This is a genomic window from Mesorhizobium sp. WSM4308 (assembly GCF_002294905.1).
In the GTDB taxonomy this organism is placed as follows: domain Bacteria; phylum Pseudomonadota; class Alphaproteobacteria; order Rhizobiales; family Rhizobiaceae; genus Mesorhizobium.
This window is the reverse complement of the sequence record NZ_NSFW01000011.1, coordinates 229,987-255,288: the sequence shown is the minus strand read 5'-3', so window position 1 is coordinate 255,288 and position 25,302 is coordinate 229,987. Positions and strand designations below refer to the sequence as shown.

The window sequence follows — 25,302 nt, the reverse complement described above, 5'->3', positions numbered from 1 at the left end:
GTTCTAGGCGGGGGGGGGGCGCTTCCCGAACTACCGCGCGAACTTCTTCGCCCCGAACACACATGCCACCACGCCGAGCGTGACGACCACCATCAGCGGGCTGACCTGCTCGTGCAGGAGGGTTGCCGCGAGCGCCAGGCCAAAGAAGGGCTGCAGCAGCTGTAACTGGCCCACCGCCGCAATGCCGCCTTGCGCCAGGCCGCGATACCAGAAGACGAAGCCGATCAGCATGCTGAACAGGGAGACATAGGCGAGCCCGATCCAGGCGTTGGAGCCGATGCCGGCAAAGGATGGCGGCAGGGTCGCGAAAGTCAGCACCAGCATGATCGGCAGCGACAGCGTCAGCGCCCAGCAGATCACTTGCCAGCCGCCAAGCCTGCGCGACAGCGCGGCGCCCTCGGCATAGCCCAGGCCGCAGACGACGACGGCGGCGAGCATCAGGCCATCACCGACCGGCGAGGCGGTCACGCCCTGCGCCAGCGCGAAACCGGCGACCAGCGCGCTGCCGATGCACGAAAACAGCCAGAATGCCGGACGAGGGCGATCGCCGCCGCGCAGCACGCCGAAGATCGCGGTCGCCAGCGGCAGCAGGCCGATGAAGATGATCGAATGGGCCGAGGTGATGTGCTTGAGCGCCAATGCCGTCAGCAAGGGAAAGCCGACGACCACGCCCACCGCCACGATCACCAGCGACACCAGGTCGCCGCGCATCGGACGTTTCTCACGAAAGAGCAGCAGCATCGCCAGGCCAAGCAGTCCGGCAATCGCGGCCCGCGCTGATGTCACGAAGGTCGGGTCGAAATCCATCACCGCCACACGCGTCGCCGGCAGCGAGCCGCTGAAGATCAGCACGCCGACAAATCCGTTCACCCAGCCGCTCGCGGTCTTGTCCATTGCAGGCTCCATTGCTTTCGCCCTCTATCGGGCAGATGCCCGTGGCGCGGCCAGAGACAATGCGGTACAATTCTACGAAACTGTAATGGTATATTGAGCAGTACAGATGACTGAGCTCGCCTTGGAAACTGATGGCGCGCGAACCCTGGGCGCCGCCACTCTGGTCGAAAGCGTCATGGCGGCCATTCGCCAGCGGATCGCCGCGCGCAGCCTGACGCCGGGAGCACGGCTGCCGTCGATCCGCGCCTTCGCCCAATCCATGCAGGTGTCCAAATCCACCGTGGTCGAGGCCTATGAGCGGCTCGCCGCCGAAGGCACGATCCGCTCCCGGCCGGGCTCGGGCTTCTACGCCGCCGGCTCGCTGGCACCGTTGTCCCTGGCCGAGATCGGTCCCCGGCTCGACCGTGCCGTCGATCCGCTCTGGGTCTCGCGCCAGTCGCTAGACGCCGGCGACGAGGTGTTGAAACCCGGCTGCGGCTGGCTGCCGGCCTCCTGGATGCCGCAGGCCGGGCTGCGGCGCGCACTCCGCACGGCAGCGCGCGCCGATGATGTCGCGCTTGCCGACTACGGCACGCCGCTTGGGCTGCCGCCGCTGCGGCAACTCTTGGCGCGGCGCATGGCCGGGCATGGCATCGAAGTCTCGCCTGAACAGATCATGCTGACCGAATCGGGCACGCAGGCCATCGACCTCCTATGCCGGTTCCTGATCGAGCCTGGCGACACCGTGCTGGTCGACGACCCCTGCTATTTCAATTTCCACGCGCTGCTGCGCGCCCACCGCGCCAAGGTCGTCAGCGTTCGCTACACGCCCTCGGGGCCCGATATCGAACTGTTCGCGCAGGCGCTCGCCGAGCACCGGCCGCGCCTCTACATCACCAACTCCGCCATCCACAACCCGACCGGCGCGATCCTGTCGCCGGTTACGGCACACCGTTTGCTGAAGCTCGCCGACCAGTCGGACCTCACCATTGTCGAGGACGACATCTTCGCCGATTTCGAACATGCCCCTGCCCCGAGGCTGGCGGCATTCGATGGCCTGAACCGCGTCGTCCACATCGGCAGCTTCTCCAAGACGCTGTCGGCGTCGGTGCGCTGCGGTTTCATCGCCGCGCCCCGCGACTGGATCGAGGGCCTGACCGACCTCAAGATCGCTACCACTTTCGGCGGCGGACGCCTGGCCGCCGAATTGGTGCTGACCCTGCTGAAGGACGGCAGTTACCGCAAGCATATGGATCTGCTGCGCGCCAGGCTGGCGCGCGCCATGGCCGAGACCGGCGCCCGGCTGAAGGCGATCGGCATCACGCCCTGGATCGACCAGCCGGCCGGCCTGTTCCTGTGGTGCAGGCTCCCCGATGGCGTTGACGCGGCCGAAGTCGCCCGCCGGGCACTTGCCGACAATGTCGTGCTGGCGCCCGGCAATGCGTTCAGCCTGTCGCAGACGGCCAGCCATTTCCTGCGCTTCAACGTCGCGCAGTGCGAAGACCAGAGGATTTTCAAGGTGCTCGAGGCGGCGATGGCGCGCTGATCTCAGCGCCCCGCACAGACCTCCCGCACGCAGTCGCGCAACCAGCGTTGCGCCGGATCGGCATCGAGGCGCGGATGCCAGAGCATCGAAATGGTGACTTCCAGCGTCGTGACCGGCAGCCGAAAACTGTGCATGCCGGCGCGCGCGCCGGCCGTGTGCCGCTCGGGCACGCTGGCGATAAGCTCCGAGGCGCGCGCCATGGCGAGCGCGGCCGAGAAACCCGAGACCATGCAGACGACCGTCCGCTGCAGCCCGAGCGCGCCCAGCGCCTCGTCGATCGGTCCTTTCTCGCGGCCGCGCCGCGAAACACTGATGTGCCGGCCCGCCGCATAGCGCTCGGGCGTCACCGTGCCTTCGCTCAAGGGATGGCCTGATCGGACAGCGCCGATGAAGCGGTCGCGAAACAGCGCCTGGATGCGCACTTCGGGCCCGGTTTCGCCGGCAACCCCGATTTCCAGGTCGATCGCCGCGTCGCGCAGCGACATCACATCCTTGTTGGACTTCGGCGCGAAACGCAGCCGCACCCCCGGCGCTTCGGCCTCGATGCGGGCGACCAGGCGAGGCCCGAACTCCTCGACGAAGCCTTCATTGGTGCGCAGCGTGAAGACCCTGTCCAGGGTTGAGAGATCAAGCAATTCGGCAGGGCGCAGCAGCGCCTCCGCCTCCTGGACGACAGGGCCGATTTGGCGGCGCAATTCCTCCGCGCGCGGCGTCGCCACCAGGCCGCGGCCGGCACGGACCAGCAAAGGATCGCCCGTTGCGTCGCGCAGCCGCGTCAATGTCCGGCTCATCGCCGAGGGGCTGAGACGCAGACGGCGTGCCGCGCGGGCCACGCTGCCTTCCGCCAGCAGCACGTCGAGAGCAAAGAGCAGGTTGAGATCGGGCGTCGTCATTGGCGGATCTTAGCATGATGTGGCGTTTCATGCACTGATATGATGCAAATGCTGCGCCTTCCGCCATATCATCCGCAAGATTAGATCTCCATCGGCTCCGCTTTCGGAGCGAACGGAAAGGAGATCGCATGGCAGTCGCCGCACAAGATCGGGAAGGGCTGATATCAGCCTCGCAACAGAAGCAATCGGTCGGCTGGGCGCTGGCAAGCCTGTCGCTCGCCACGCTGTTGTCGTCGCTCGGAACCAGCATTGCCAGCGTCGGGCTGCCCTCGCTGATGCAGACGTTCGGGGCGTCGTTCCAGGCCGTGCAATGGGTGGTTCTGGCCTATCTCCTCGCTATCACCACGTTGATCGTCAGCGCCGGGCGGCTGGCCGACATGTTCGGGCGCCGGCCGCTGCTGCTTGGCGGCATCGCTGTGTTCACGTCGGCATCGGTGCTCTGCGGCCTGGCGCCGACGCTTTGGCTGCTGATCGTCGCACGGACCGTGCAGGGGCTTGGCGCGGCGCTGATGATGGCGCTGACGCTGGCCTTTGTCGCCGAGACGGTGAGCAAGGAACGGACCGGTAGCGCCATGGGCCTGCTGGGCGCCATGTCGGCGATCGGCACGACGCTCGGTCCGTCGCTCGGCGGCCTGCTGATCGCCGGCCTCGGATGGCGCGCGATTTTCCTGGTCAATGTCCCGCTGGGCCTCCTGACCTTCGCCCTCGCCTGGCGTGCCTTGCCAGCCGGCAACAAGAACGCGCAGGCCGCTCATGGCAAGTTCGACGCGATGGGCACTGTCCTGTTGGCGCTGACGCTGGCCGCCTATGCATTGGCCATGACGCTTGGCCGGGGCCATTTCGGTGCACTCAACATCGGCCTGCTGGCCGCCACCGCTCTCGGCATCGGTCTATTCGCCATCGCCCAGAAGCGGGTGAAGAACCCCCTAGTCCAACTCGCCAGCTTCAGGGATCCGCGGCTCAGCGCCAGCCTGGTTATGAGCCTCATCGTCGCCACGGTGATGATGGCGACCCTGGTGGTCGCTCCGTTCTATTTGTCGCGTGGATTGGGACTCGATGCGGCAATGGTCGGCGTGGTGCTTTCGACCGGGCCGCTTGTCTCGACCCTGTCGGCACTGCTGGCCGGACGGCTCTCCGATCGCTTCGGAGCCCACCGGATGATGATCGCCGGGCTCACCAGCCTCGCCACGGGCACCTTCCTGCTGTCGCTCGCCATGACGAAACTCGGCATTGCCAGCTATGTCGTTCCCATCACTGTCACCTGCTTCGGCTACGCCCTGTTCCAGACGTCCAACAATGCGGCCGTCATGAGCGGTGTCGGCGCCGGCGAGCGCGGCGTCATTTCAGGCCTGCTCAATTTGTCGCGCAATCTCGGCCTCGTCACCGGCGCTTCCCTGATGGGCGCCATCTTCGCGGTTGCATCCAACGGCGCTCGCCAAGGAACAGGACAGGATGTTCTGAGCGCCGGCGCGGCCGCCCGAGGCATGCAGATCACCTTTGAGACGGCAACGGTCCTGGCGCTGGCGGCACTGCTGCTCGCGCTGTTCTTGCTGCGCTTTGCTGGCCGTATCCAGCCCGGGATTGCCTGATCCATTTGGACGTTCGCCGGTACTGCCTAAGGTTGCCGGGCCGATTCCGGGCTGCTACTGAACGGCGCGCAGGCGGATGCCTGCAACGTCAATTTGGGGCAGCGGTATGGGAACCAGCGGCGGGCTTGGGCGAACGCTCAGGCCCCTGCCCGTTTGCGGCGTTCGTAGAGCATGACCAGCGTTTCCGCCGTCAGCGCCGGCTTTTCCTCGCCTTCGATCTCGACGGTGTTGGCTGCCTTCATCAGATACTGGCCGGGCCCCCTGTCTTCCATGGAAAGCAGGACGGTGCGCAGCCTGATGCGGGCGCCGACCCTGACCGGCGCCAGGAAACGCACCTTGTCGAAGCCATAATTGAAGGCGGCCTGGGTGTTTTCCGGCACTATGCCCATGCCGAGCGCCAACGCGCCGATGATCGACAATGTCAGATAGCCATGCGCGATCGTGGTGCGGAACGGGCTTTGCCGCCGCGCGCGCTCAGGGTCGACATGGATCCATTGGTGGTCGCCGGTGCATTCGGCGAACTGGTTGATACGGTCCTGATCGACCGTGGTCCATTCCGAGACGCCGAGTTCCTGCCCGGACATCGTTCTCAGCTGCTCATAGGTCGGCGGCGTTTTAGGCCGTACTTCGTTCATTCCTGCTTTCCCGATCGCTTGCCGTGCCTCCGGACCACGAACGGATGGCTCCTGTCAATTCACCCCTTGTGAATCGGTTCCGTCGAATTCCGGCTGAACCGTGCCATGCCTTGCCGCGCAATGGCAGGCCGAATTCGGATTTTCGGACCTTCCAGCGGCGCCGACGCCTATAACGTGGCGCGGATGCAACTCTGCGCAGGGTCGCGAAATTGCAAACCGGCATGTCCCGCCGAAGACGAAACGACAGGCCGCGGAAGCCTATTTCTGCCCGTAGCCGGCGCGGATTTCCTCCATCGCCTCCTTGATGCGCGCGCGCAGGATTTCGATCGATTCGGTTCCGGATTTGCGAGCCAGTTCAGCCATTTCACCGGCATTCTTGAGCGCGGCTTCGAAGGATTTCCTGGCGAACTCGGTCTGCTTGGCCATCAGGTCCTGCGGGTTGCCCGGCGCCCGGTAGCTCTGCGCCATGTCGGCAATTTCGCGCAGCGTGTCCTGCAGCATTTCGCGCTGCCTCGACAACAGCGAGGTCGCGCCATCGGCGCCGGCTCGCGCCGATTTCTCCAAGGCTTCGAGGTTCTTGCGGTGATGGGCAAGGATCGCCTCGACATCGACATTGGGCACCTTCAGGTCGCGGCCGAACCTGCCGAACATATCCATGAAGGAATCGGATTGCGGTAACTTGGCCATGCTGTCTTCTCCCCTTTGCCGCGGATGCGGGTGCCCTCGCAGGGAGCATAGCACTCGGCTGCAGCCTGTCCATTTCGAAGACGGGCCCGACGATCGATGCGCATCAATTGACCGGGAGCAGCAGCTCGATCGTATAGAGCACGATACCCGCCAGCCCGCCGATGATCATGCCATTGAAGCGGATATATTGCAGGTCCCGACCAATGTTGATCTCGATCAGCCGCGTCAATTGCGCCAGGTCCCAGCGCTTGACCTGATCGGCGATGAATTTCGACACGCCGCTCTTCTGGCTTTCGACGAAGGAGGCCAGCGCCACGACGAACCCCTGGTTCATATCGGCCCGGATCTGCGCATCGCCGGCGAGATGGCGGCCGACCTCGACGAACATGTTGGCGAGATGAGCGCGGATCACTGAATTCGGCGCCTTGGCATCTTGCTCGATGAACAGGCTGAGGCTCTCCCACATGTCACCGGCCAGCGCCCTGACTTCGGGTCGGGCGAGGAAATCGTGCTTCATCTTCTCGGCACGCTTTGCATATTGCTTGGACGTCCGCAGCCGTTCGACGAAGCCTTGCGCGAAACGATCGAACTCGGCGCGCATCGGGTGGTCGGGATCGGCCCGCACCTCGTCAAGCAAGGAGCCCGCCGAGGCGACGATCTTCTTCAGGAGATAGGCGTCGGCGCGGAACAGGTTGAACAGCGACGGCAGCTCCTCGCGGATCTTCTCGCGCATCGTCGCCAGGGCCTGTTCGTCGTTGAGGAAGCGCCCGACCACCTTGATGAACTCGTCGAACAGCTTTTGATGACGGCGGTCGTCGGTCAGTGCCGACAGCAGTTCCGCCGCCAGCGGCGCCAGCGGCACTTTTTCGATCTGCTCGAGCATGCGGCTGGTGACGAAGCCGCGCAGACCGGATTGCTCGACGGCGGCAAGTGTCTGCGGCACCAGCCGCACGACGAAGCGCGACAGGCCGGCGGCGCGTTCGGCATTGGTCAGCCAGTCAGCGACGAGTGCCGCAAAATCGACCTCGGCAAGCTTTTCCCGCACCGGTTCCGGCGCCAGGAAATTGGCCTCGATGAAGCGGCCGAGATTGTCGGCGATGCGGTTCTGGTTTTCCGGGATGATGGCGGTGTGCGGGATCGGCAATCCAAGCGGCCGCCTGAACAGCGCCACCACCGCGTACCAGTCGGCAAGGCCGCCAATGGTCGCCGCCTCGGCGAAGGCTGCGACAAACCCCAGCCATGGATGGGAGCTCTCGAACGACTTGGCCAAGGCGAACACCAGCACGCAAAGCGCCAGCGCGGCCGTGGCGATGAATTTGGTGCGACGCAACGCCGAGAGCTTGGCGGTCGCATCAGTATCGAAACGGACAGGCGCCAGGGACGAAGCCGATTGGGACATGGATGAACTGCTCCTCGTCGATCTCTGGTCGACCTCTTGTCGATCTCTGGTCGACCTCTTGTCGATCTCTGGTCGACCTCTTGTCGATCTCTGGTCGACCTCTTGTCGATCTCTGGTCGACCTCTTGTCGATCTCGGCCCTATCTAGGGTTTCATCAGCCGGAATGCCCGTAGCTGCCGGTTTTCCCCTCGTTTTGTCGGGCTGCGCACATAAAGTTGACGAGAATATTCATCTATGATGCCCGGCTAGTCTGGAATTGTTCCAAGGTATAGGCCATATTCGGGTCAAGGCCAGCGCGGCGAATCCGAAACTCCGGGATCAGAACCGCGGCGGCGAAGTTCAGGAATCAGGCGTGGTTGAACCGCGCCGGCGCCTAGTGAGGACGAAATGCGGCTTACACGCCAGACCAATTATGCCATGCGCATCCTGATGTATTGCGCCGCCAACAATGACCGGTTGAGCCGCATTCCCGAAATCGCGACCGCCTATTCGGTGTCGGAACTGTTCCTGTTCAAGATCCTGCAGCCGCTGGTCGAGAACGGACTGGTCGAGACGGTGCGCGGCAGGAATGGCGGCGTCCGGCTTGGCCGCGCCGCCGAGGCGATCAGCCTCTTCGACGTCGTGCGCGTGACCGAGGAAAGCTTCGCCATGGCCGAATGCTTTGAGAACGATGCCGCCGAATGCCCGCTGGTCGACAGCTGCGCGCTGAATTCAGCGCTGCGCGAGGCCCTCAACGCCTTCTTCGCCGTGCTCGCCCGCTACACCATCGCCGACATGGTGGCGGCAAGGCCGAATGTGCGCAACCTGCTCGGCATCGACATGCTGGAGCGCCGCGCCCCGGCCGCGTGAGCTTCTTTCTCCCGTCCAACGGGGAGAAATGCCCGGCAGGGCAATGAGAGGCAGCGCTGACTTCGACAATTAGCGCGTCACCACAGAAATGCGCAGGAAACCGCCATTCGAAGGCCAGCCTCACCTGAATATCAATAGACCGCGGATTGCGGCAACACGAACGGCATATTGCCGGCAGGCAGCACGCCGACCCTGAGCCGGCAATCGAATACTTTTTCGATCAGATCATCACTCAGCACATCGTGTGGCGAACCGGTGGCCGCGAGCCGACCACGATGCATGACGAAGATCCGGTCGGCATACATGGCCGTCAGATTGAGGTCGTGCAGAATGGCGACCACGCCGCCGCCCCTTCTGGCGAAGTCGCGGGCGATGTCCATGATGATCAGCTGATGCTTGATGTCGAGGCTGGAAACCGGCTCGTCGAGAAAGAGATAGCGCGGCTTGCCGTCGAGCACCGGCGCCCAGACCTGGCACAGCACGCGCGCCAGCTGGACGCGCTGCTGCTCGCCGCCCGAAAGCGCCTGATAGAAACGCCCGCCAAAACCGTCGAGGTCGACACGCGCCAGCGCCCGCTCCGGCAGCCGCGCATCCTCGCCCGGCAAGGCACCCGAGCGCCCGCCGACGAGGCCGAGCTTGACCACCTCGCGCACCGTGAACGGGAAGGACAGCGTCGTCGCCTGCGGCAGCACCGCACGCTGCACCGCACTCTCGGCCGGCTTCATCGACGAAAGATTTCGGCCGTTGAGGGCGACGTGCCCGGTATAGGCGAGTTCGCCCGACAACGCCTTCAGGAAGGTCGTCTTGCCCGAACCGTTGGGGCCGACGATCGCCGCTATTTCGCCAGGCCGCGTGTCGAAATCGACACCACGGATTATGCGCTTGCCGGCGATATCAACGGAAACATCCCTTGCCTCGATCATCAAAGCCTCACAGGTCCCAGGTCTCGCCGAACTCACGTCTCACAGATCGATCACGCCGCGCTTGCGCAGCAGGATCCACAGGAAGAACGGCGCGCCCGCGATCGCGGTGACGATGCCGATCGGCAATTCGGCTGGCGCCACAATGGTGCGCGCAACGGCATCGGCCAACAGCAGCAGCGAGGCGCCAAGCAGCGCCGACGCCGGCAAGAGATAGCGGTTGTCCGGACCGATCAGCAGGCGCAGCAGATGCGGCACGACGATGCCGACGAAGCCGATGCCGCCGCTGGCCGCGACGGAGGCACCGACCGCAGCCGACACGCCGATGATCGCTGTGTATTTCAGCCGCTGCACCGGTAAGCCGAGATGGCCGGCGGTCGCCTCGCCCAGCGCCAGCGCGTTGAGGCCGCGCGCCAGGAAAGGCATCGCCGCCAGCGCCAGTATGATGATCGGTCCGACGGAACCGATCTTCGCCCATGTCGCGCCGCCAAGCGATCCGAGTGACCAGAACGTCAGGTCGCGCAGCTGGCGATCATCGGCCATGAAGATGAGAATACCGGTCAGCGCCATGGCAAGGGCTGCCAGCGCGATGCCGGCGAGCAGCATGGTGGCGACCGAGGTCTGGCCACGTCGCGTCGCGACCTGATAAAGCACCAGGGTCGAGGCAAGGCCACCGAAGAAGGCCGCCAGCGGCAGCGCAAGCGTGCCGAGCAAGGTGGTCAACGGCGCCAGCACCGTGGTGCCAAGCACGATGATGGCCACGGCGCCGAGGCTGGAGCCGGCGGAAACGCCGATCAGGCCGGGGTCGGCCAGCGGATTGCGGAACAGCCCCTGCATGACGGCGCCCGAGACCGCGAGCGCCGCCCCGACCAGCATGCCGAGGATGATGCGTGGCAAACGGATATCGTAGATGATCAGGCTGTCACGGGTGCTCAGCGCCGCATCGCTCGGAATGGCCCCAAGCAGCCAGTCCTTGAGGACGCTGACAGCCGAAGCATCCGATGCCCCTGACGTTAGCGACAAAGATATGGCGGCCGCGAGCCCGAAGCACAAGAGCAGGATGATGATGCGGGCGCGGCCTGAGCGGTCACCTTCGGATACATTCGCCATCACCGTCACCGGGCCGGCGATCGATTGATCTACCATGATATGCCCGCTCAGTCCGTGACTTCAGCGCCATAGAGCGAGACGGCGAGGTCGTGAATGGCATCGGCGGTGCGCGGCCCGAAGCCGAGCAGATAGCCGCCATCGATGCGGATCAGCTTGCGCGCGCTTCCGGCCGGCGTCGAGGCGATCGACGGGGTGCCGAACAATTCGTCTTCCGACACCGGCGGCCCGGCATTGCTCATCATCAGGATCACGTCAGGCCTGGCGGTGATGATCGCCTCGTCGGACATCTGCTTGTAGCCGGAGAAACCGTCGACGGCGTTGACCCCGCCCGCCAGCTTGACCATGCCGTCGGCCGCGGTCTCGGCGCCGGCGGCCAGGATCTTGCCGCCCTGTATCGACAGCACGAACAGGATGCGCTTGCGCTCCTTGATCGAGGCCGTCTGTTTTTCGGCGGCCGTCAGCTTGGCATCGAGTTCCTTGGCCAGCACCTCGGCCTTGGCATCGACGCCAAGCGCCTTGCCGACGATGCGGACCTTCTCGAGGATGCCCTCGTGGCTATAATGTTCGGGCACTTCGATGAAGGGGATGCTGGTTTTCTTCAACACATCGACGGCTTCCTTGGGGCCGCTGCCGTGCAGCGCCAGGATGCCGGTCGGATTGACCGACAGCACGCCTTCCGGCGACAGCGCGCGCATATAGCCGACATCGGGCAAGGCAAGCGCCGCTTTCGGATAATTGCTGGTGGAATCGCGCGCCACCAGGTGTTTCTCCTCGCCAAGCGCAAAGACGATTTCGGTGATCGAACCGCCTATGGCGGCGATCTTCGACGGATCGGAGAAGACCGAGACGCCCTCGGCGGCGCCAGCCGGCTGCAGCGCGGCAAGAAAAAGGCCGATGATCGGGGCAAACATCGATCGGCGGATGGCCGGCAGGGTCGGGAAAAGCCGCATCACACTGTTCCTCACGCTGCCGTCGGGCTTGGAATACGCGGCAGGTTCTCGGCCAGGAACCGCCAATCGTCGCGCTCGCTCTCGCCTTCATGGCGCTTGCCGAAGAACTGGATGATCATCTCGCCGTCGGCGGCATAGACCTCGAGCGAGGTGACATGGCCATCCGTGGTCGGCTTGCGCACCGCCCAGACTTCATGGATGTGGTCGGTGCGCAGATGCAGGTGGAAGGTCTCGTCGAGGACGTTGATCCACGGTCCCATCGGCTTGATCGCCTTGACCGGTCCGGAATGGATCTGGATGCAGCCGCGGTTGCCGACGAAGCACATGATCGGCATCTCGCCTTCGGCGGCGTGATGAAACATGGCGCGGACCGCGTCATTGTCGAGCAGCCAGGCATAGTCCGTTCCGACCATGCGCACCGCCTGACGGCGGCTGAGCTTGAGCGTTTTCAGCATGCCGAAGAACTGGTGCACGTCGGTCAGCCGACTCCAGCGGTCGCGCAGATCGTTAGGGTTGGCGCTGGTTGTCCCGGCCTCACTCCGATCGTCGGAGATTGGCCCTGCAATATCGACCGTCGGTTCCTGGTTGGGCGATTCCAGCGAGGCGACCAGCTTCTGGTAGGCGTAGAGGCTGGAGGCCGGACGCAGATGAACCTTGTGCACCGCCTCGCCCGCCGCATCGAAGAACTGCAGGCTGCGGCGGATCTCGTCGCCCTCGCGCTTCTCCACGGCAAAGCCATGCGCCCAGACCTTCGGGAAGATGCGCAGGTCGATGTTCTCGCCAAGCACCATGGCATTGTGGTTGCCGGTGACGACCTTGTCATAGACGCCGATCTTTTCGTGCACGGCGCTTTCGTTGCGGGTCAGCGCCATCACCTCGCCGACCGCCTCGAGACCGGTCAAGAGGTCGTTGACGCGCGGTTCGATGCGAACGACGCCGTCGCCGCAATGCGCGGCGACCAACTCGGCTTCCGAAATGCCGAGTTGGGCGGCCAGGTCACGCTCGCGCGTTTTCGGGTTTTCTGTCCGTGCCCGCCGGATTTCGTGCGGGGCGGGTTTTACGCGCTGGTCCATGTCTCGTCCCTGCTGCCTAGAGCAATTCCAGGAAAAGTGTGAAAACGGTTTTCCGTCCGGAATTGCGTTAAAACAAAGAGATAGAGTGGTTCGGCGTTTCCGTGAAACGGTGAACCGCTCTAGCCTTACTTGTTGAGAATGAGCTTGCCCTGCCGGGTGATCTTCAGCCGGTAGAGCGCGCCATGATGCTCGATGCCGATCTCGTGCTCGCCCTGGAACAGCGTGTTGCTGGAGAGCGTTCGCACCGCCAGCGGAATCCGATCAAAGCGCGCGGGGGCATCATCGGAACGGCGGACGCGATAGCGAAAATCGTTGGGATTGTGCGTGTTCATCTGGGTCGATCCCTTTCCTGTGCCGGGCATCTGGCTAGGCGTTGCGAAATTGCCGATTCATTTCTTGACTTGAATAATCATGTTTATTAGTCAGTGCAATACCGGAGTAAACGAGTCAACATTTAAGACGCCGGACGCGATGAAAAATGCCAGCAAGCCCCGGGCCAGCCAGCATGAAACCTGGAATCTGGAGTTGGGGCATGGGGTTTTTGAACTGGGAATTGCGCGGCCGGTCGACGGCAAGCGGTGTCGCGGCTTTATTGGCGAGCGTGGCGGCGATCGCCTTGTCCGCGCCACCGGTGCATGCCCAACAGGCAACGCAGCCGGCGGGCGAGCCGACGGATAAGTCGAAGCAGGCTGACCAGGAAAAAGCCGCCCCCGCGGGCGCGACGCTGCTCGACAAGATTTTGGTTATCAGCCGTACCGGCGAAACGGCTATCGAATCACTGGCCTCGGCCAGCCATGTCGACCAGGAACAACTCGCCCGCCGCATGGCGACGACGCCGAACGAGATGCTGTTGGGTGTGCCCGGCGTCGCGACACAGGCCGACGCCAGGCGCGTCAGCACCAGCATCAACATTCGCGGCCTGCAGGATTTCGGCCGCGTCGCGGTCATTGTGGACGGCGCGCGCCAGGATTTCCAGCGTTCAGACCATGGCACCCAGTCGACCTTTTACATCGACCCCGAGCTCGTCAAATCCGTCGATGTGATCCGCGGTCCGGTCGCCAACACCTATGGTTCGGGCGCCATCGGCGGCGTCGTCTTCTTCGACACCAAGGACGCCGCGGACTTCCTCAAGCCGGAGGAAACATGGGGCGCTTCGGTAACCGGACGCTATGAGAGCAACGGCAAGGGCTGGACCACCAGTGCCACCGGCGCCTACCGTTTCAACGAGAACTGGGACGCGCTCGGCAACATCGTCTACCGCAACTACGGCAACTACAAGGATGGCGACGGCGACACCGTCAACGGCACCGGCTTCGACGTCCTGAGCGGCCTGCTCAAGACCAGCATACGGCCGACGGAGAACAGCGAGTTGAAGCTGGGCTGGGTCGGCTCAAGCGACAGCTGGGACGAAACCAGCGGCGGCGTGCCGGTCAACGATGTCGACCTGAAGTCGAACACTTTCACCGCCCGTTACAACATCACGGATGAGGACAAGAGCTGGCTCGATCTCCACATCAACACCTCCTACAACAAGACCAATCTCGACTTGACCAGCCTCGTTCCGCAAAAACGGTTTGATCCCGTAACGGGTCTTCCCACTGTCCTGCCGGCGGGGTCGCAATCGACTTTCGACGTCGGCACCACGGGTATCGACATCTGGAACACATCGCGCTTCGAAACAGGCGGGATCGCCCACGAATTGACCTATGGCGGCGACTGGGTCGGCGACAATGTGAAGACCGGCGGTACGGCCGGCGGCGACAGTTTCTACACGCCTTCGGGCAAGCGCAACGTGTCCGGCGCCTATGTCCAGGACAAGCTCACCTGGGACTGGCTCGAGGTCATCGCCGGGCTGCGCTACGACAATTACAGCCTCAAGGACAGCACGCGCGAGACATCGGGCGACCGGCTGTCGCCGCGCATCACCGTCGGCGTCTCGCCGTTCGAGACCGCCGGACTAGCCGGCCTGCAATTCTACGGTACCTACGCCGAAGGCTATCGCTCGCCGTCGCTGACGGAAACGCTGATCAGCGGCAACCATCCGGCCGGCGTCACCTTCCCGTTCCTGCCCAATCCCAATCTGCGGCCCGAGACCGGCAAGACGACGGAATTCGGCATCAACTACAAGCAGAACGACATCTTCGAACCCGGCGACGCGCTTCGCGTCAAGGCGGCCTACTTCCACAACAATATCGACGATTACATCGATGGCGTGACCCTGTCGCCGTTCGCTCCAGGCAGCGGCTGCCCGTTCGGGCCTGGCATTCCGATCTGCTTCCAGTATCAGAATTTCGCCAAGGCCAAGATCGACGGCTTTGAACTGGAAGGCGTTTACGACGCCGGATGGGGCTATGCCGGGCTTTCGGCCTCGATCACCAATGGCCACACCATTTCCTACAAGGGTGTAGAAGCCGATCTCGCCACCATCCCCTCCTCGCAGGTCACCGCCCAGCTCGGGCTGCGCTTCCTCGAGGACAAGCTGACCGTCGGCGGCGAAGTGCAATACAACGGCAAGCCGAAGGGCAATGCGGTGGCCGAGGACTATACGCTGGTCAATGCCTTCGCCAGCTATCAGGCGACCGACAATCTGAAGGTCGATTTCCGCGCCGACAATCTGTTCGACGTCAAATACGCCAACTCATTGAACGACAGCACGACAGTTGCGGTCTATGAGCCGGGCATAACGCTGAAACTGGCGGCAACCATGCGGTTTGGAGGCTGATGGCATGATGGGCTTGACGGCATCGCTTCGTATGCTGACCTCGACGCTGGCGATGTCGCTTGCGATGGTTCCGGCGCGGGCTGAAGGGTCCGCGCCGGCCCCCGCGCTGACCCTGGAGCTCAATGCCGCGCGGCCTTCCGACAAGGGCTGCCGGCTGACCTTCCTGGTCAACAACAATCTCGGTGCCGACCTCTCCAAGACAGCGTTCGAGATTGCGTTGTTCAATGAGGCCGGCATCGTCGACCGGCTGACCGTGCTCGATTTCAAGGATCTGCCGGCTGGCAAGACCAAGGTGACCCGCTTTGATCTCGCCGGCACCGACTGCACCAAGGTCAGCCGCGTGCTGATCAACAGCGCGACCGAATGCGCAGGCGCGGGCGTCGAACCGGCCGCCTGCATGCACAAGCTGAAGACGGACACCAAGACCGGCATCGCTTTCGGCGTCTGAGAACGGCCTTGGGACTGCATCCCGCATTCGGGCGAGACACCATGGCCTGGCCGCTGGCTGGCCATGGATCAGTGACGCCACGGGCAAACGATCTTGATTTGACTTTTGCCCACCGGCCGCTGCAATTTCCGGCCCGCGAGATGCAGGAAATCAGCCCCCTCCCCGACGCTGGCAACGAGCTGGCGATAGCGCCGGCAGAGCCGCTTGCAGTCGCGCGGCCGGTGGCCCGATGGCCCATTGCCATTGTCGTCTCCGGCCTGCTTCACGCCGCTGTCGCGGCATTCTTTCTGATCTCGCCCACCGGCACATTCGATTTCCCGAATGCGGAGCAACCGGAAGGCAGCGATCACACAGGCGACAAGGTGGCTGGCAGCGCCCTGGACAAGGATCCGGCGGCGATCAATGTCACGCTGGAGCCGAAACCGCAGCCGACCAAGCCGGAGCCGGCGGTCAGACCGGTGCCGCCGACAAAACCCTTGCAGCCTGAGCAGCAAACCGTGGAGCGAGGTTCTCAGCCCACACAGGAACCAGCCAAGCCGCTTCCCAAACCTTTGCCGGAAGTTGTCAAACAGCCAGCAGTCACGCCGGACATACTGGTGGCGGCGACCCCGCGCCCTGACAACCAGAGTGTGGCTGCCAGGACCGAAACACCGGCACAGCCGAGCGTCCAGGCCGAGAGCGCTGAGATGCCTGTCGCCGTTCCGGACCAACCGCCGATCCCCAGCACTCGGCCCACTCCGGCGATCGCTCCTTCAAAAGCAGCGGACGAGAAGCGTGGCACGGCAGACGGCCAGGACCGGCTGGCGCAGGCCGCCAGCAAGGGCAAAAGGCGGAACGAGGCAGGCTCCAACGCTGAATCCAGCTACCGAAGCGACGTCATCAGCAAACTTGGCCGCGTGTATCGAGCAGTGCCGCCTTCGTTGCAAGCGACGGCGCGCACCAACACCGTTGTCACCTTCGTCATCGGCAGGCAGGGCAACATCGACGAGCTGCGTGTCGTCGAAAGCTCGGGCTCGGCAACTTTCGACCAGATCGTGCTTGGTTTCGTTCGCAAGGCGGCCCCTTTCCCTCCGATCCCGGCAAAGGTTGGCAACAGTCTGGAATTCACCGGCGCGATCGGTCCGTTCTGAGAGCCGACGCCTCGCCGCATCCTTCAATCGCAGCAGTCCACCAATTCAGAAAGGAACGCCATGTACATCGCCATGAACCGCTTCAAGGTGCAGAACGGCTCGGAAGCCGATTTCGAAGCGGTGTGGAAGAACCGCGATTCCAGCCTTGCCGAGATGAAGGGTTTTCGGGAATTCCATCTGCTGCGCGGTCCGGTGAACGAGACCGAAGGCTACACGCTGTTTGCCTCGCACACGGTGTGGGCGAGCCAGGACGATTTCGTCGCCTGGACCAGGTCGGAGAATTTTCGCGCCGCGCACAGGAATGTCGGCACGACGAAGGTCCACTATCTCGGCCATCCGCAATTCGAGGGTTTTTCGGTCGTCGAAGGCGCCTGAGAATGGGCTGAACTAGGCCGCAGCTAGCAGGCTGGCATTGCCGCCCGCGGCCGTGGTGTCGACGCAGACCGCACGCTCATGCGCATAGGCCGCCGGGTTGAGCACCTCGCTGACCAGCGGGACGATCGGACCCGTTCTGTCAGCGATGACCTTGCGCACGATGCGCGCCGCCTCCGGTGTGCCTGAGAAAGCGACGACATCGACGCGCAGCGAACGCGCTTCGACCGGATCGGGGCGGCCATCTATTGCCGCCAGCGGCAAGCCCTTGCCGGTCAACGCCGACAATGCAGCCGGCGCCCCAGGCGCCACGGCCAGCACCGCATTGCCGGCGGCGAGCGCCTGGATCGTCTGGGCCAGCAGCGTCGCGGCATCCGGCCCCAGGCACAGCACCCGCCCGCGCGGCGACAGCGACAGCGTGTTGGCCTCGCCCGTCGGTCCGGGCAGGTCGACCTGGCCGAAATCGATGCCAGCGGCGGCGCCGATGGCGGCCGCGCCCTTGCCGCGCAGATGCTTCCTCAGGATGGCGATCCGGTCCGGGCGCGTCGACCAGCCGCCAAGGGTCGGATCGGGTAGATTGTCTGCCAGTTCGGTCGCCGTCACCTTGTGGCCATCGCCAACTGCCGTACCGGCTTCCGGCCCCTTGCGGAAGCGGCGCAGATAATGCGGCCCGCCGGCCTTTGGACCGGTGCCGGACAAGCCCTCGCCGCCAAAGGGTTGCGAACCGACGACGGCGCCGATCTGGTTGCGGTTGACGTAGATGTTGCCGGCATGGATACCGTCGACAAAATGCTGGACGCGACCTTCGATGCGGGTGTGCAGGCCGAAGGTCAGGCCGTAGCCCTTGCGGTTGATGGCGGCGATGACAGCATCGATCTCATCGGCGTCGAAGCTGGCGACATGCAGCACCGGCCCGAACACCTCACGGTCCATCTCCTCGATGCCCTTGACCCGGAAGACATGCGGCGCGACGAAGCGCCCGTCCTTCGGCGCCTCGAGCTTGGCGATCAGCCGGCCCTCTAGACCCTTCTTGACGCAATAGTCGCGGATCGACGCCTGCGCCTCATCGTCGATGACCGGCCCGACATCGGTCGAAATCCGCCAGGGATCACCGATGTTGAGCGCCTCCATGGCGCCTTTCAGCATCTCCAGCATCTTCTTCTCGACGTCCTTCTGGACATAGAGCACGCGCAGCGCCGAGCAGCGCTGACCCGCACTCTGGAAAGCCGAGGCCAGGATATCGCGCACCGCCTGCTCGGGCAGCGCGGTGGAATCGACGATCATCGCGTTCAAACCGCCGGTCTCTGCGATCAGCATGGCGTCGGGAGCCGCGGTCTCTGCCAGCTGTTTTTCGATCAGCTTGGCGACATCGGTCGACCCGGTGAAGCAGACGCCGGCAATGCGCGGGTCAGCGGTCAGCGGCGCGCCCACCGATGGACCGTCGCCCGGCAACAGCTGGATAATGTCTTCCGGCACACCGGCCTCGCGCAGCAACTCGACGGCGCGGAAAGCGATCAGTGGCGTCTGTTCGGCCGGCTTGGCGATGACCGAATTGCCGGTAACAAGTGCTGCCGCGATCTGGCCAGTGAAGATCGCCAGCGGGAAATTCCACGGCGAAATGCAGACGATGGCGCCGCGCGCCTGCGTGCCCGCCTCGGCATTGGCTGCCTCGGCGGCGTAGTAGCGCAGGAAATCGACGGCCTCGCGCACTTCCGCCACGCCGTCGGCCAGCGATTTGCCGGCCTCGCGGGTGGCAAGCGCGAAGAACTCGACCGCATTGGCCTCATAGAGGTCGGCGGCGCGGTTGAGGATGGCGGCGCGTTCGGCAACGGGGCGCTTTGCCCAGGCCGGCTGCGCTTCCACAGCGATGCGCACGGCGATCGTGACCTGCTTGGCAGCGGCCTCGTGAACCGTTCCGACCACTTCATCGGGCTTGGCCGGATTGACGACCGGGCGTGGCTTGCCATAACCGGCAGCCCGCGTGATCGGCTTGGCGTGCCAGCGGTCCGGCCCGGCGAACGCCGCCCTGGCTTTGTCGATGGCCGCCAGCGTCACCGTGTCGGTGATGTCGAATCCCCTTGAATTGCGGCGGCCCGCGCCAAAAATCTGCGACGGCCTGGCAATCGCCGGATTGGCGGCGGGGCCTTGGCTTTCGACCGTTTCGAGCGGATCGCGCGCGATGTCTTCCGGCTCGACATCCTCGTCGGTCAGTTGGTGCACGAAGGAGGAGTTAGCGCCGTTTTCCAGCAGGCGACGCACCAGATAGGCCAGCAGGTCCGAATGCGCGCCGACCGGCGCATAGATGCGGCAGCGCGCGCCTTCGGCCTGGCGCACGGTCTCGTGCAGGGCCTCGCCCATGCCATGCAGGCGCTGGAACTCAAAGAAATCGCGGTTCGTGGCCATCGACAGGATGGCGGCGACGGTGTGGGCGTTGTGGGTCGCGAATTGCGGATAGATGCGGTCGGTCATGCCAAGCAATTTCTTCGCGCAAGCCATGTAGGAGACGTCGGTATTGGCCTTGCGGGTGAAGACGGGATAGCCGGCCAGTCCGAGCATCTGCGCCCGCTTGATCTCGGTGTCCCAATAGGCGCCCTTGACCAGCCGCACCATGATGGTGCGGTCGTATTTCCTGGCCAGCGCATAGAGCCAGTCGATGACGAAGGCCGCGCGCGGCCCATACGCTTGCACCACCACGCCAAAGCCGTTCCAGCCGGCGAGTTCCGGCTCGGCCAGCACGCGCTCGATGACATCGAGCGACAGATCGAGGCGGTCGGCCTCCTCGGCGTCGATGTTGAGGCCCATGCGCGAATGTCTGGCCGCAAGCGCCAGCGACAGCAGCCGCTCGGCCATGACAGGCAGCATCGCGTCCTTCTGCGCCACCTCGTAGCGTGGGTGCAGTGCCGAGAGCTTCACCGAGATGCCGTGATTCTGCCTGATGTCAGGTCCGTTGGAACCGCTATCGAGCGAGGAAATCGCGGCGGCATAGGCCTTGTGGTAGCGCAGTGCGTCGGCCTCGGTGCGGGCCGCCTCGCCCAGCATGTCGAAGGAATAGAGGTAGCCCTTCTGGGTCATCTGCCGGCCGCGCTTGACGGCTTCCGCGATGGTGCGGCCGAGCACGAACTGTTCGCCCATCTCGCGCATGGCGGCGGCCACCGCCTTGCGGATGACCGGCTCGCCCAGCCTGCGCACCATCGAGCGCAGCGTGCCTTCGATGCCGCCCTCGACCTCGTCCAGCACGCGGCCGGTCAGCATCAGCGCCCAGGTCGAGGCATTGACGAAGATCGAGCTCGAACCGCCGGAATGCGCCGACCAGTCATGCGGCGCGATCTTGTCGGCGATCAGATCGTCCATCGTCTCGGTGTCGGGCACCCGCAGCAGCGCCTCGGCCAGGCACATCAGCGCCACGCCCTCCTTGGTGGAAAGGCCGTAGGCGGAGAGGAAAACTTCCATCAGCCGGGGATCGGAGGAGCCGCGCACCGCCCGCACCAGATCGGCCGCCCGCGCCGAGATCGCATCGCGATCCGCAGCCGAAAGCCCTGTCGCCTCGGCCAGCCGCTTCACGGCCTCGTCTTCGTCGGGAAGATAATTGGCACGGATCTGCTGGCGGATGGTGTCGAGCGGCATGGCGGGTCCCGTGGAGCGAGCATCAGGGAGCGGGCCGGTTGTCACCGGACCGAATGGCGCAAGCTAGCACAGGCGCGGATTCCAGTCGGTCCAAAGAAATCGACAGGACAGACCGATCGATCTATCATCGTGTCAATTCCTCAGAGTTTGGGCTGCAATTTTTATGACAGAAGACCAATTGGACCGCATCGACCGCAACATCCTGTCGGCGCTGGCCAGCAATGGCCGCCTTTCCATGTCGGAACTCGCGGCCAAGGTCGGTCTCTCCAAAACACCGGTGCAGGCGCGGGTCAAGCGGCTGGAGAAGGACGGCTACATCAGGGGCTACCAGGCGATCATCGACCGTGAGCGCATGGGCGAAGGCCATGTCGCCTTCGTCCAGGTGAAATTGTCCGATACCCGTTCCGCCGCGCTCGACGCTTTCAATCGCTCGGTGCAGGCGGTGCCGGAGATCGAGCAGTGCCACATGATGGCGTCGAGCTTCGATTACCTGCTGAAGGTCCGCACCCGGGACATCGCCGCCTACCGCCGCGTATTGGGCGAACGCATCTCGGCGCTCCCCCACGTCGCCCAGACCTCGACCTTCGTGGCGATGGAGACGGTGAAGGATCGCTGACCATGATCCCGAAAAATGGATGCCGGTTTTCGGACAAGATCATGGTCAAACAACAGCTTACTCCGACAGCGTCTTCAAAAACGCCACCAGCGCCGCGCGTTCGCGGTCCGACAGTTGCAGCGGATGGATCTCGGTTGTCCCCCTCACGCTCGCCGCCGCCTTGGCGTAATGCGCCACCACCTCGTCGAGCGACGAAAACTGCCCGGCATGCATATAGGGCGGCCGCGTGGCCGCGCCGCGCAGCGACGGCGTCTTGTAGGCGCGCACCAGTTCCGGCGCATCCTTGACCATGAAGCGCAGCTCGCCGCAGGCGCTGACGTCGCCGTCACGATACGCGCCGAAACAGTTGAACGGATCGGCCTCGACCTGTGCAACCGCGTCGACCCGGCCGCGATCCGGCGGCAGGTCCGCGACGGGCGGTACGCCGGTGTTGTGAAAACCGTTGTCGCTGAAGCGCGGGCCATTGTGGCAGGTCACGCAATTGGCCTTGCCGATGAACAGTTTCAGCCCAAGGATTTCTTCCCGCGTAAAGACGGCATCGCCCTTAGGTTCGGCGCCGGTGGCAAGGTCCAGGGCAAACCGGTCGAAGCGCGTCTGCGCCGGCTCGATCGAGCGTTCGAAGGCCGCGATCGCCTTGCCGATATTGGCAAAGACGCGGTTGATGGCGTCGCGCTGCGCATCGCTCATCGCGTTCCAGGCAGCCCTTTCGGCATCGTTGCCAAGCGGGCTCGCATTCAACGGAATGCCGGCAAAATCGGGCAACGGCCCGAAAATGCGCTCATAGCGCTCGCCGAAGCGTGCCTCGATGTAGTGCGCGTAGGCAGTACGGTTTCCTGCTTGCTCCAGCGGATTTTCCAGCGGCGTCAGCGCTTGCGCCCACAGGCTGTCGCGGCGGCCGTCCCAGAAGAACCAGGGATCGCGCGCCACGCCGGCCAGCGGCATGGTGCGCCGGTTGGTGCGGCCGACGCCCAGGGCTTGCGGCAGGTCGTCCTGGAACTGGCGGTCGATCTTGTGGCAGGTCGAGCATGACACCGTGCCATCGCGGCTCATGCCCAGATCGAAGAACAGCGTCGAGCCAAGGGCCGCGGCGGCCGGCACGTCGGCGAAGCGATTGGTGGTGTCGGGTTTCAGCGACGGCAGCGTGTTCAGGGCCAGCGAGGCGATGGTTTTCCTCTCGGCGTCGGAAAAATCCGGCTTGCCGCAGCCCACGAGGATGACGGCGACCATCAGCGCCAGAAAGCAGAAAAGGCGCTTCATCGATCGCTCACAGCACCACGTTGAACAGCACCGTATCTGAGCCGGCGCCGGACGAGATGGCGAACCGAACTTGCCACCAGCCACTCATGGTGAATTTCAGCCCCTCGATGCGGTAACGGCCATCGCCGAGATAGTCGGTCACCTGCGGGCTGGTCGGCAGGCCGTGATTGTGTTGCGGCATGCCGCCGGAGATGGCGATCGCAGCTCGCTCCACCGAAGCCCCGGTCTTTGTTTTCAGCGTCAGCAGCCAGGATTCCAGTTCGCCCTGCCGCACCACGCCCCGTTCCGGTACGAAGCTCGCCATGTAAAGCCCGTTGTCGGTTTTCTTCGTCCGCGAGAGATCCGGGCCAGCAAAGTGCGCGCTTTGCGGCGCCGTTAGATAGACGACCGCGAGCACGCCGACCAGCAGAGCAGCCAGACCAAGACCCGCCAAAAGATAACGCCATATCGATGCCAAACCGGTTCCTCTTCTGCGGATAACGCTCGGCCGGGTGGATCGCGTCCCGCCAGCCTGTGGGAAAACGCTGTGGCGCAAAAAAGCCTGCTTGCCAAGCATGGCGCTGCCGCCGGCAAAAAGCTACAGCACCGAAATCAATGGAGGATTGCAGATGGCGGGAAACGGCGTCGCCTCGATCGGCGAATGCATGCTCGAACTGTCGGGCCAGACCGGGCCGAACTGGCGCATGGGTTTTGCCGGCGACACGTTCAACACGCTATGGGCGCTGCACGCGTTGAGCAAGGACCGGCCGGCGACCTATGTCTCGGCCTTCGGCGACGACCCCTTTTCGCAAGGCCAGATCGGCTTCTTCGCCGAAAACGGCATCGGCATCGGTTCCAGTCCGATAATACCGGGCGCGCGGCCCGGCCTCTATGCGATCACCCTGACAGGTGCCGAGCGCTCCTTCACCTACTGGCGCGGCGACGCCGCCGCCCGGCAGCTTGCCTCGGATCCCGCCGCACTGTCGAAAAATATTGAAAATCAGGCGCTTGTGTACTTTTCCGGAATCACTTTGGCAATTCTGGACGATGCCGCACGCAAGACACTGCTGGAAGCCGTGGCTAAGGCACGCGCCGCTGGCTCGCTGATCGCCTTCGATCCTAATTATCGGCCACGGCTTTGGCGCAACCGCAAAAGCGCGCAGGCAGCGATCGTCGAGGCACTCGGCGTCACCGACATCGCCCTGCCGACCTTCCCCGATGAACAGATGCTGTTTGAGGATGCAACGCCGCTGGCGACCGCCGAGCGGCTCAGGCAATGGGTCGGCGAGGTCGTGGTCAAGAACGGCGAACGGCCGGCGCTGATCGCCGAGGGCGGAACATTGCACGAGGTGCCGGCGATCCATGTCGCGGCCGCCGTCGACACCACCGGCGCCGGCGATTCCTTCAATGGCGGCTTCCTCGCGGCGCGACTTGCCGGCCATGGCCCGCGCGAAGCGGCAAGCCGGGCGCATCGCGTCGCCGCCGCCGTGGTCCAGGTCCGCGGCGCCCTGGCGCCATTCGAGACGCTGCGGGCAGCGTTCGAAAACTAGCCGCCCGGAGACCTATGGAAGGCGGAAACGGTATTCCGTCACGTGGTGATAAATCGCACCTGGCCACAGCGTTGCCTGCGGGAAATACGGCCGGTTCGGCGCATCCGGCCAGATTTGCGGCTCCAGGCAGAAGGCGGAAAAAGCCTTGTAGTCGCGGCCTTCCAGCCCCTTGCGCGGCGTCACATACTGGCCGGTGTAGAGCTGAACGCCTGGCTCGGTGGTCCAGACCTCCATCTCGACGCCGGAGCTCGCCCCTTGCGTCCATGCCGCTTGCCGCAACGGCCCGCGTGCCGAGGCAAGGCAGAAATTCTGGTCGTAGGGGAGCTGCTCGCCCTCGGTCTCCATGCGCAGCGGCCGCGCCTGGCGGAAATCGAAGGGCGTGCCGTCGACCGGCTTGACCACGCCGGTCGGGATCATGTCGCCGTCGACAGGCAGATAGGCGCCGGCGTTCAGCATCATCCTGTGGTCGAGAATGTCACCGGCGCCGCCATCATCCAGGTTGAAATAGGAATGCTGGGTGAGATTGCACAGCGTCGGCTCCTCGCAGGTCGCCGTCAGCTCGACGCTGAGCGTGCCGGGGATCTTCAGCCGGTAGGTGCAGGTGACGTCGAGCGCACCGGGAAAACCCATCGCGCCGTCGGGATCGTGCAGCGTCAGCGTGACGAAGTCCCTGCCGTGCAGCGAAACCGCCCACGGCCGATGCGCATAGCCCTGTGAGCCGCCATGCAGCGTATGCTTGCCGAGGAAGTTTTGCTCGGTCTGGTAGCGGTTGCCACCGATGGTGAAGCGGCCGTCGCGGATGCGGTTGGCATAGCGGCCGACCACCGCACCGAAGAAGGCGTTGTCGGCCTCATAGGCTTCCAGCGTGTCGTAGCCGAGCACCAGCGGCGCATCATGGCCTGTCAGGCGCAAATCCTGGATGATGGCCCCGAGCCCGATGACGTTGGCGGTGAGGCCGCCGCCCCTGATGGTGAAGCGGCGTACCGGCTCACCCGCCTGCGTCGTGCCGAAAACCTCGCCGTCCTTCATTGCCATGCCCGCAAACGTCAGTTGATCCAAAGGATTTCGGCTGGTTTTCTC

Annotated in this window: 23 protein-coding genes; 9 read left to right on the top strand and 14 right to left on the bottom strand. The window is 64.4% G+C overall.

Translation table 11 applies throughout. The annotated features are described in order from the left end of the window. Positions 1-30: 30 nt before the first annotated feature. Entirely contained in the window at positions 31-894 is an 864-nt protein-coding gene (locus CK227_RS21755) for a DMT family transporter (RefSeq protein WP_095772887.1), read from the bottom strand. A gap of 106 nt (positions 895-1,000) precedes the next feature. Between CK227_RS21755 and CK227_RS21750 the strand changes: the two genes are divergently transcribed. Further along, positions 1,001-2,419 carry a PLP-dependent aminotransferase family protein gene (locus CK227_RS21750; protein ID WP_095772888.1) on the top strand — a complete coding sequence of 473 codons (1,419 nt, stop codon included), beginning with the start codon at positions 1,001-1,003 and terminating at the stop codon, positions 2,417-2,419. 2 nt (positions 2,420-2,421) lie between these two features. On the opposite strand, the gene CK227_RS21745 is transcribed toward CK227_RS21750, so the two are convergent. Continuing rightward, positions 2,422-3,312: a LysR family transcriptional regulator gene (locus CK227_RS21745; RefSeq protein WP_095772889.1), complete on the bottom strand. Its 891-nt coding sequence runs from the start codon at positions 3,310-3,312 to the stop codon at positions 2,422-2,424. A gap of 128 nt (positions 3,313-3,440) precedes the next feature. On the opposite strand from CK227_RS21745, the gene CK227_RS21740 reads away from it, so the two are divergent. After that, positions 3,441-4,901, top strand: coding sequence for an MFS transporter (locus CK227_RS21740; protein ID WP_095772890.1), 1,461 nt, complete (start codon positions 3,441-3,443; stop codon positions 4,899-4,901). Between the two features lie 137 nt (positions 4,902-5,038). Here the strand turns inward: CK227_RS21740 and CK227_RS21735 are convergent, their stop codons facing one another. From CK227_RS21735 to CK227_RS21725, 3 genes are all read right to left on the bottom strand, one after another. Further along, a complete protein-coding gene (locus tag CK227_RS21735; RefSeq protein ID WP_095772891.1) occupies positions 5,039-5,536 on the bottom strand; it encodes a MaoC family dehydratase in 498 nt (165 codons plus the stop codon). Between the two features lie 258 nt (positions 5,537-5,794). Beyond that, complete coding sequence (locus CK227_RS21730) at positions 5,795-6,223, bottom strand: phasin family protein (protein WP_095772892.1); 429 nt, start codon at positions 6,221-6,223, stop codon at positions 5,795-5,797. 103 nt (positions 6,224-6,326) lie between these two features. Continuing rightward, positions 6,327-7,622, bottom strand: coding sequence for a DUF445 domain-containing protein (locus tag CK227_RS21725; RefSeq protein ID WP_095772893.1), 1,296 nt, complete (start codon positions 7,620-7,622; stop codon positions 6,327-6,329). A gap of 387 nt (positions 7,623-8,009) precedes the next feature. On the opposite strand from CK227_RS21725, the gene rirA reads away from it, so the two are divergent. Then, on the top strand, positions 8,010-8,471 hold the full coding sequence (gene rirA / locus CK227_RS21720; protein ID WP_010909941.1) for an iron-responsive transcriptional regulator RirA: 462 nt from the start codon (positions 8,010-8,012) through the stop codon (positions 8,469-8,471). Between the two features lie 131 nt (positions 8,472-8,602). On the opposite strand, the gene CK227_RS21715 is transcribed toward rirA, so the two are convergent. The 5 genes from CK227_RS21715 to hemP form a co-directional block, all read right to left on the bottom strand. After that, the gene (locus CK227_RS21715; RefSeq protein WP_095772894.1) at positions 8,603-9,394 is read right to left on the bottom strand and encodes a heme ABC transporter ATP-binding protein; all 792 of its coding nucleotides are present in this window, start codon (positions 9,392-9,394) and stop codon (positions 8,603-8,605) included. A 39-nt stretch (positions 9,395-9,433) separates the two neighbouring features. After that, positions 9,434-10,537 carry an iron ABC transporter permease gene (locus tag CK227_RS21710; protein ID WP_095772895.1) on the bottom strand — a complete coding sequence of 368 codons (1,104 nt, stop codon included), beginning with the start codon at positions 10,535-10,537 and terminating at the stop codon, positions 9,434-9,436. Positions 10,538-10,548: 11 nt separating this feature from the next. Beyond that, the gene (locus CK227_RS21705) at positions 10,549-11,451 is read right to left on the bottom strand and encodes a hemin ABC transporter substrate-binding protein (protein ID WP_095772896.1); all 903 of its coding nucleotides are present in this window, start codon (positions 11,449-11,451) and stop codon (positions 10,549-10,551) included. Positions 11,452-11,462: 11 nt separating this feature from the next. Continuing rightward, on the bottom strand, positions 11,463-12,524 hold the full coding sequence (locus tag CK227_RS21700; protein ID WP_095772897.1) for a hemin-degrading factor: 1,062 nt from the start codon (positions 12,522-12,524) through the stop codon (positions 11,463-11,465). A gap of 125 nt (positions 12,525-12,649) precedes the next feature. Beyond that, positions 12,650-12,856, bottom strand: a complete 207-nt coding sequence (gene hemP, locus CK227_RS21695) for a hemin uptake protein HemP (RefSeq protein WP_095773103.1) — start codon at positions 12,854-12,856, stop codon at positions 12,650-12,652. Positions 12,857-13,056: 200 nt separating this feature from the next. Between hemP and CK227_RS21690 the strand changes: the two genes are divergently transcribed. The 4 genes from CK227_RS21690 to CK227_RS21675 are packed head-to-tail and all read left to right on the top strand — an operon-like array spanning position 13,057 to position 17,199. Continuing rightward, positions 13,057-15,246, top strand: a complete 2,190-nt coding sequence (locus CK227_RS21690; protein WP_095772898.1) for a TonB-dependent hemoglobin/transferrin/lactoferrin family receptor — start codon at positions 13,057-13,059, stop codon at positions 15,244-15,246. Between the two features lie 4 nt (positions 15,247-15,250). Next, on the top strand, positions 15,251-15,694 hold the full coding sequence (locus CK227_RS21685; RefSeq protein ID WP_095772899.1) for a hypothetical protein: 444 nt from the start codon (positions 15,251-15,253) through the stop codon (positions 15,692-15,694). Positions 15,695-15,735: 41 nt separating this feature from the next. After that, complete coding sequence (locus CK227_RS21680) at positions 15,736-16,824, top strand: TonB family protein (protein ID WP_348628964.1); 1,089 nt, start codon at positions 15,736-15,738, stop codon at positions 16,822-16,824. Positions 16,825-16,884: 60 nt separating this feature from the next. Further along, positions 16,885-17,199 (top strand): antibiotic biosynthesis monooxygenase, encoded by a 315-nt coding sequence (locus CK227_RS21675; protein ID WP_095772901.1) that lies wholly within the window; start codon positions 16,885-16,887, stop codon positions 17,197-17,199. A gap of 12 nt (positions 17,200-17,211) precedes the next feature. Here CK227_RS21675 and putA read toward each other — a convergent pair whose 3' ends face one another. Further along, a complete protein-coding gene (gene putA / locus CK227_RS21670) occupies positions 17,212-20,820 on the bottom strand; it encodes a bifunctional proline dehydrogenase/L-glutamate gamma-semialdehyde dehydrogenase PutA (RefSeq protein WP_095772902.1) in 3,609 nt (1,202 codons plus the stop codon). A gap of 163 nt (positions 20,821-20,983) precedes the next feature. Here putA and CK227_RS21665 point away from each other — a divergent pair, with 163 nt between their 5' ends. Next, complete coding sequence (locus CK227_RS21665; protein WP_064988817.1) at positions 20,984-21,436, top strand: Lrp/AsnC ligand binding domain-containing protein; 453 nt, start codon at positions 20,984-20,986, stop codon at positions 21,434-21,436. 57 nt (positions 21,437-21,493) lie between these two features. Here CK227_RS21665 and CK227_RS21660 read toward each other — a convergent pair whose 3' ends face one another. Beyond that, on the bottom strand, positions 21,494-22,693 hold the full coding sequence (locus tag CK227_RS21660; protein ID WP_095772903.1) for a cytochrome-c peroxidase: 1,200 nt from the start codon (positions 22,691-22,693) through the stop codon (positions 21,494-21,496). Positions 22,694-22,700: 7 nt separating this feature from the next. After that, the gene (locus CK227_RS21655) at positions 22,701-23,150 is read right to left on the bottom strand and encodes a FixH family protein (RefSeq protein ID WP_095772904.1); all 450 of its coding nucleotides are present in this window, start codon (positions 23,148-23,150) and stop codon (positions 22,701-22,703) included. Positions 23,151-23,301: 151 nt separating this feature from the next. Here CK227_RS21655 and CK227_RS21650 point away from each other — a divergent pair, with 151 nt between their 5' ends. Further along, the gene (locus tag CK227_RS21650; RefSeq protein ID WP_095773104.1) at positions 23,302-24,222 is read left to right on the top strand and encodes a sugar kinase; all 921 of its coding nucleotides are present in this window, start codon (positions 23,302-23,304) and stop codon (positions 24,220-24,222) included. A gap of 12 nt (positions 24,223-24,234) precedes the next feature. Here the strand turns inward: CK227_RS21650 and CK227_RS21645 are convergent, their stop codons facing one another. Further along, positions 24,235-25,257: an aldose epimerase family protein gene (locus CK227_RS21645; protein ID WP_095772905.1), complete on the bottom strand. Its 1,023-nt coding sequence runs from the start codon at positions 25,255-25,257 to the stop codon at positions 24,235-24,237. Between the last annotated feature and the right edge of the window lie 45 nt (positions 25,258-25,302).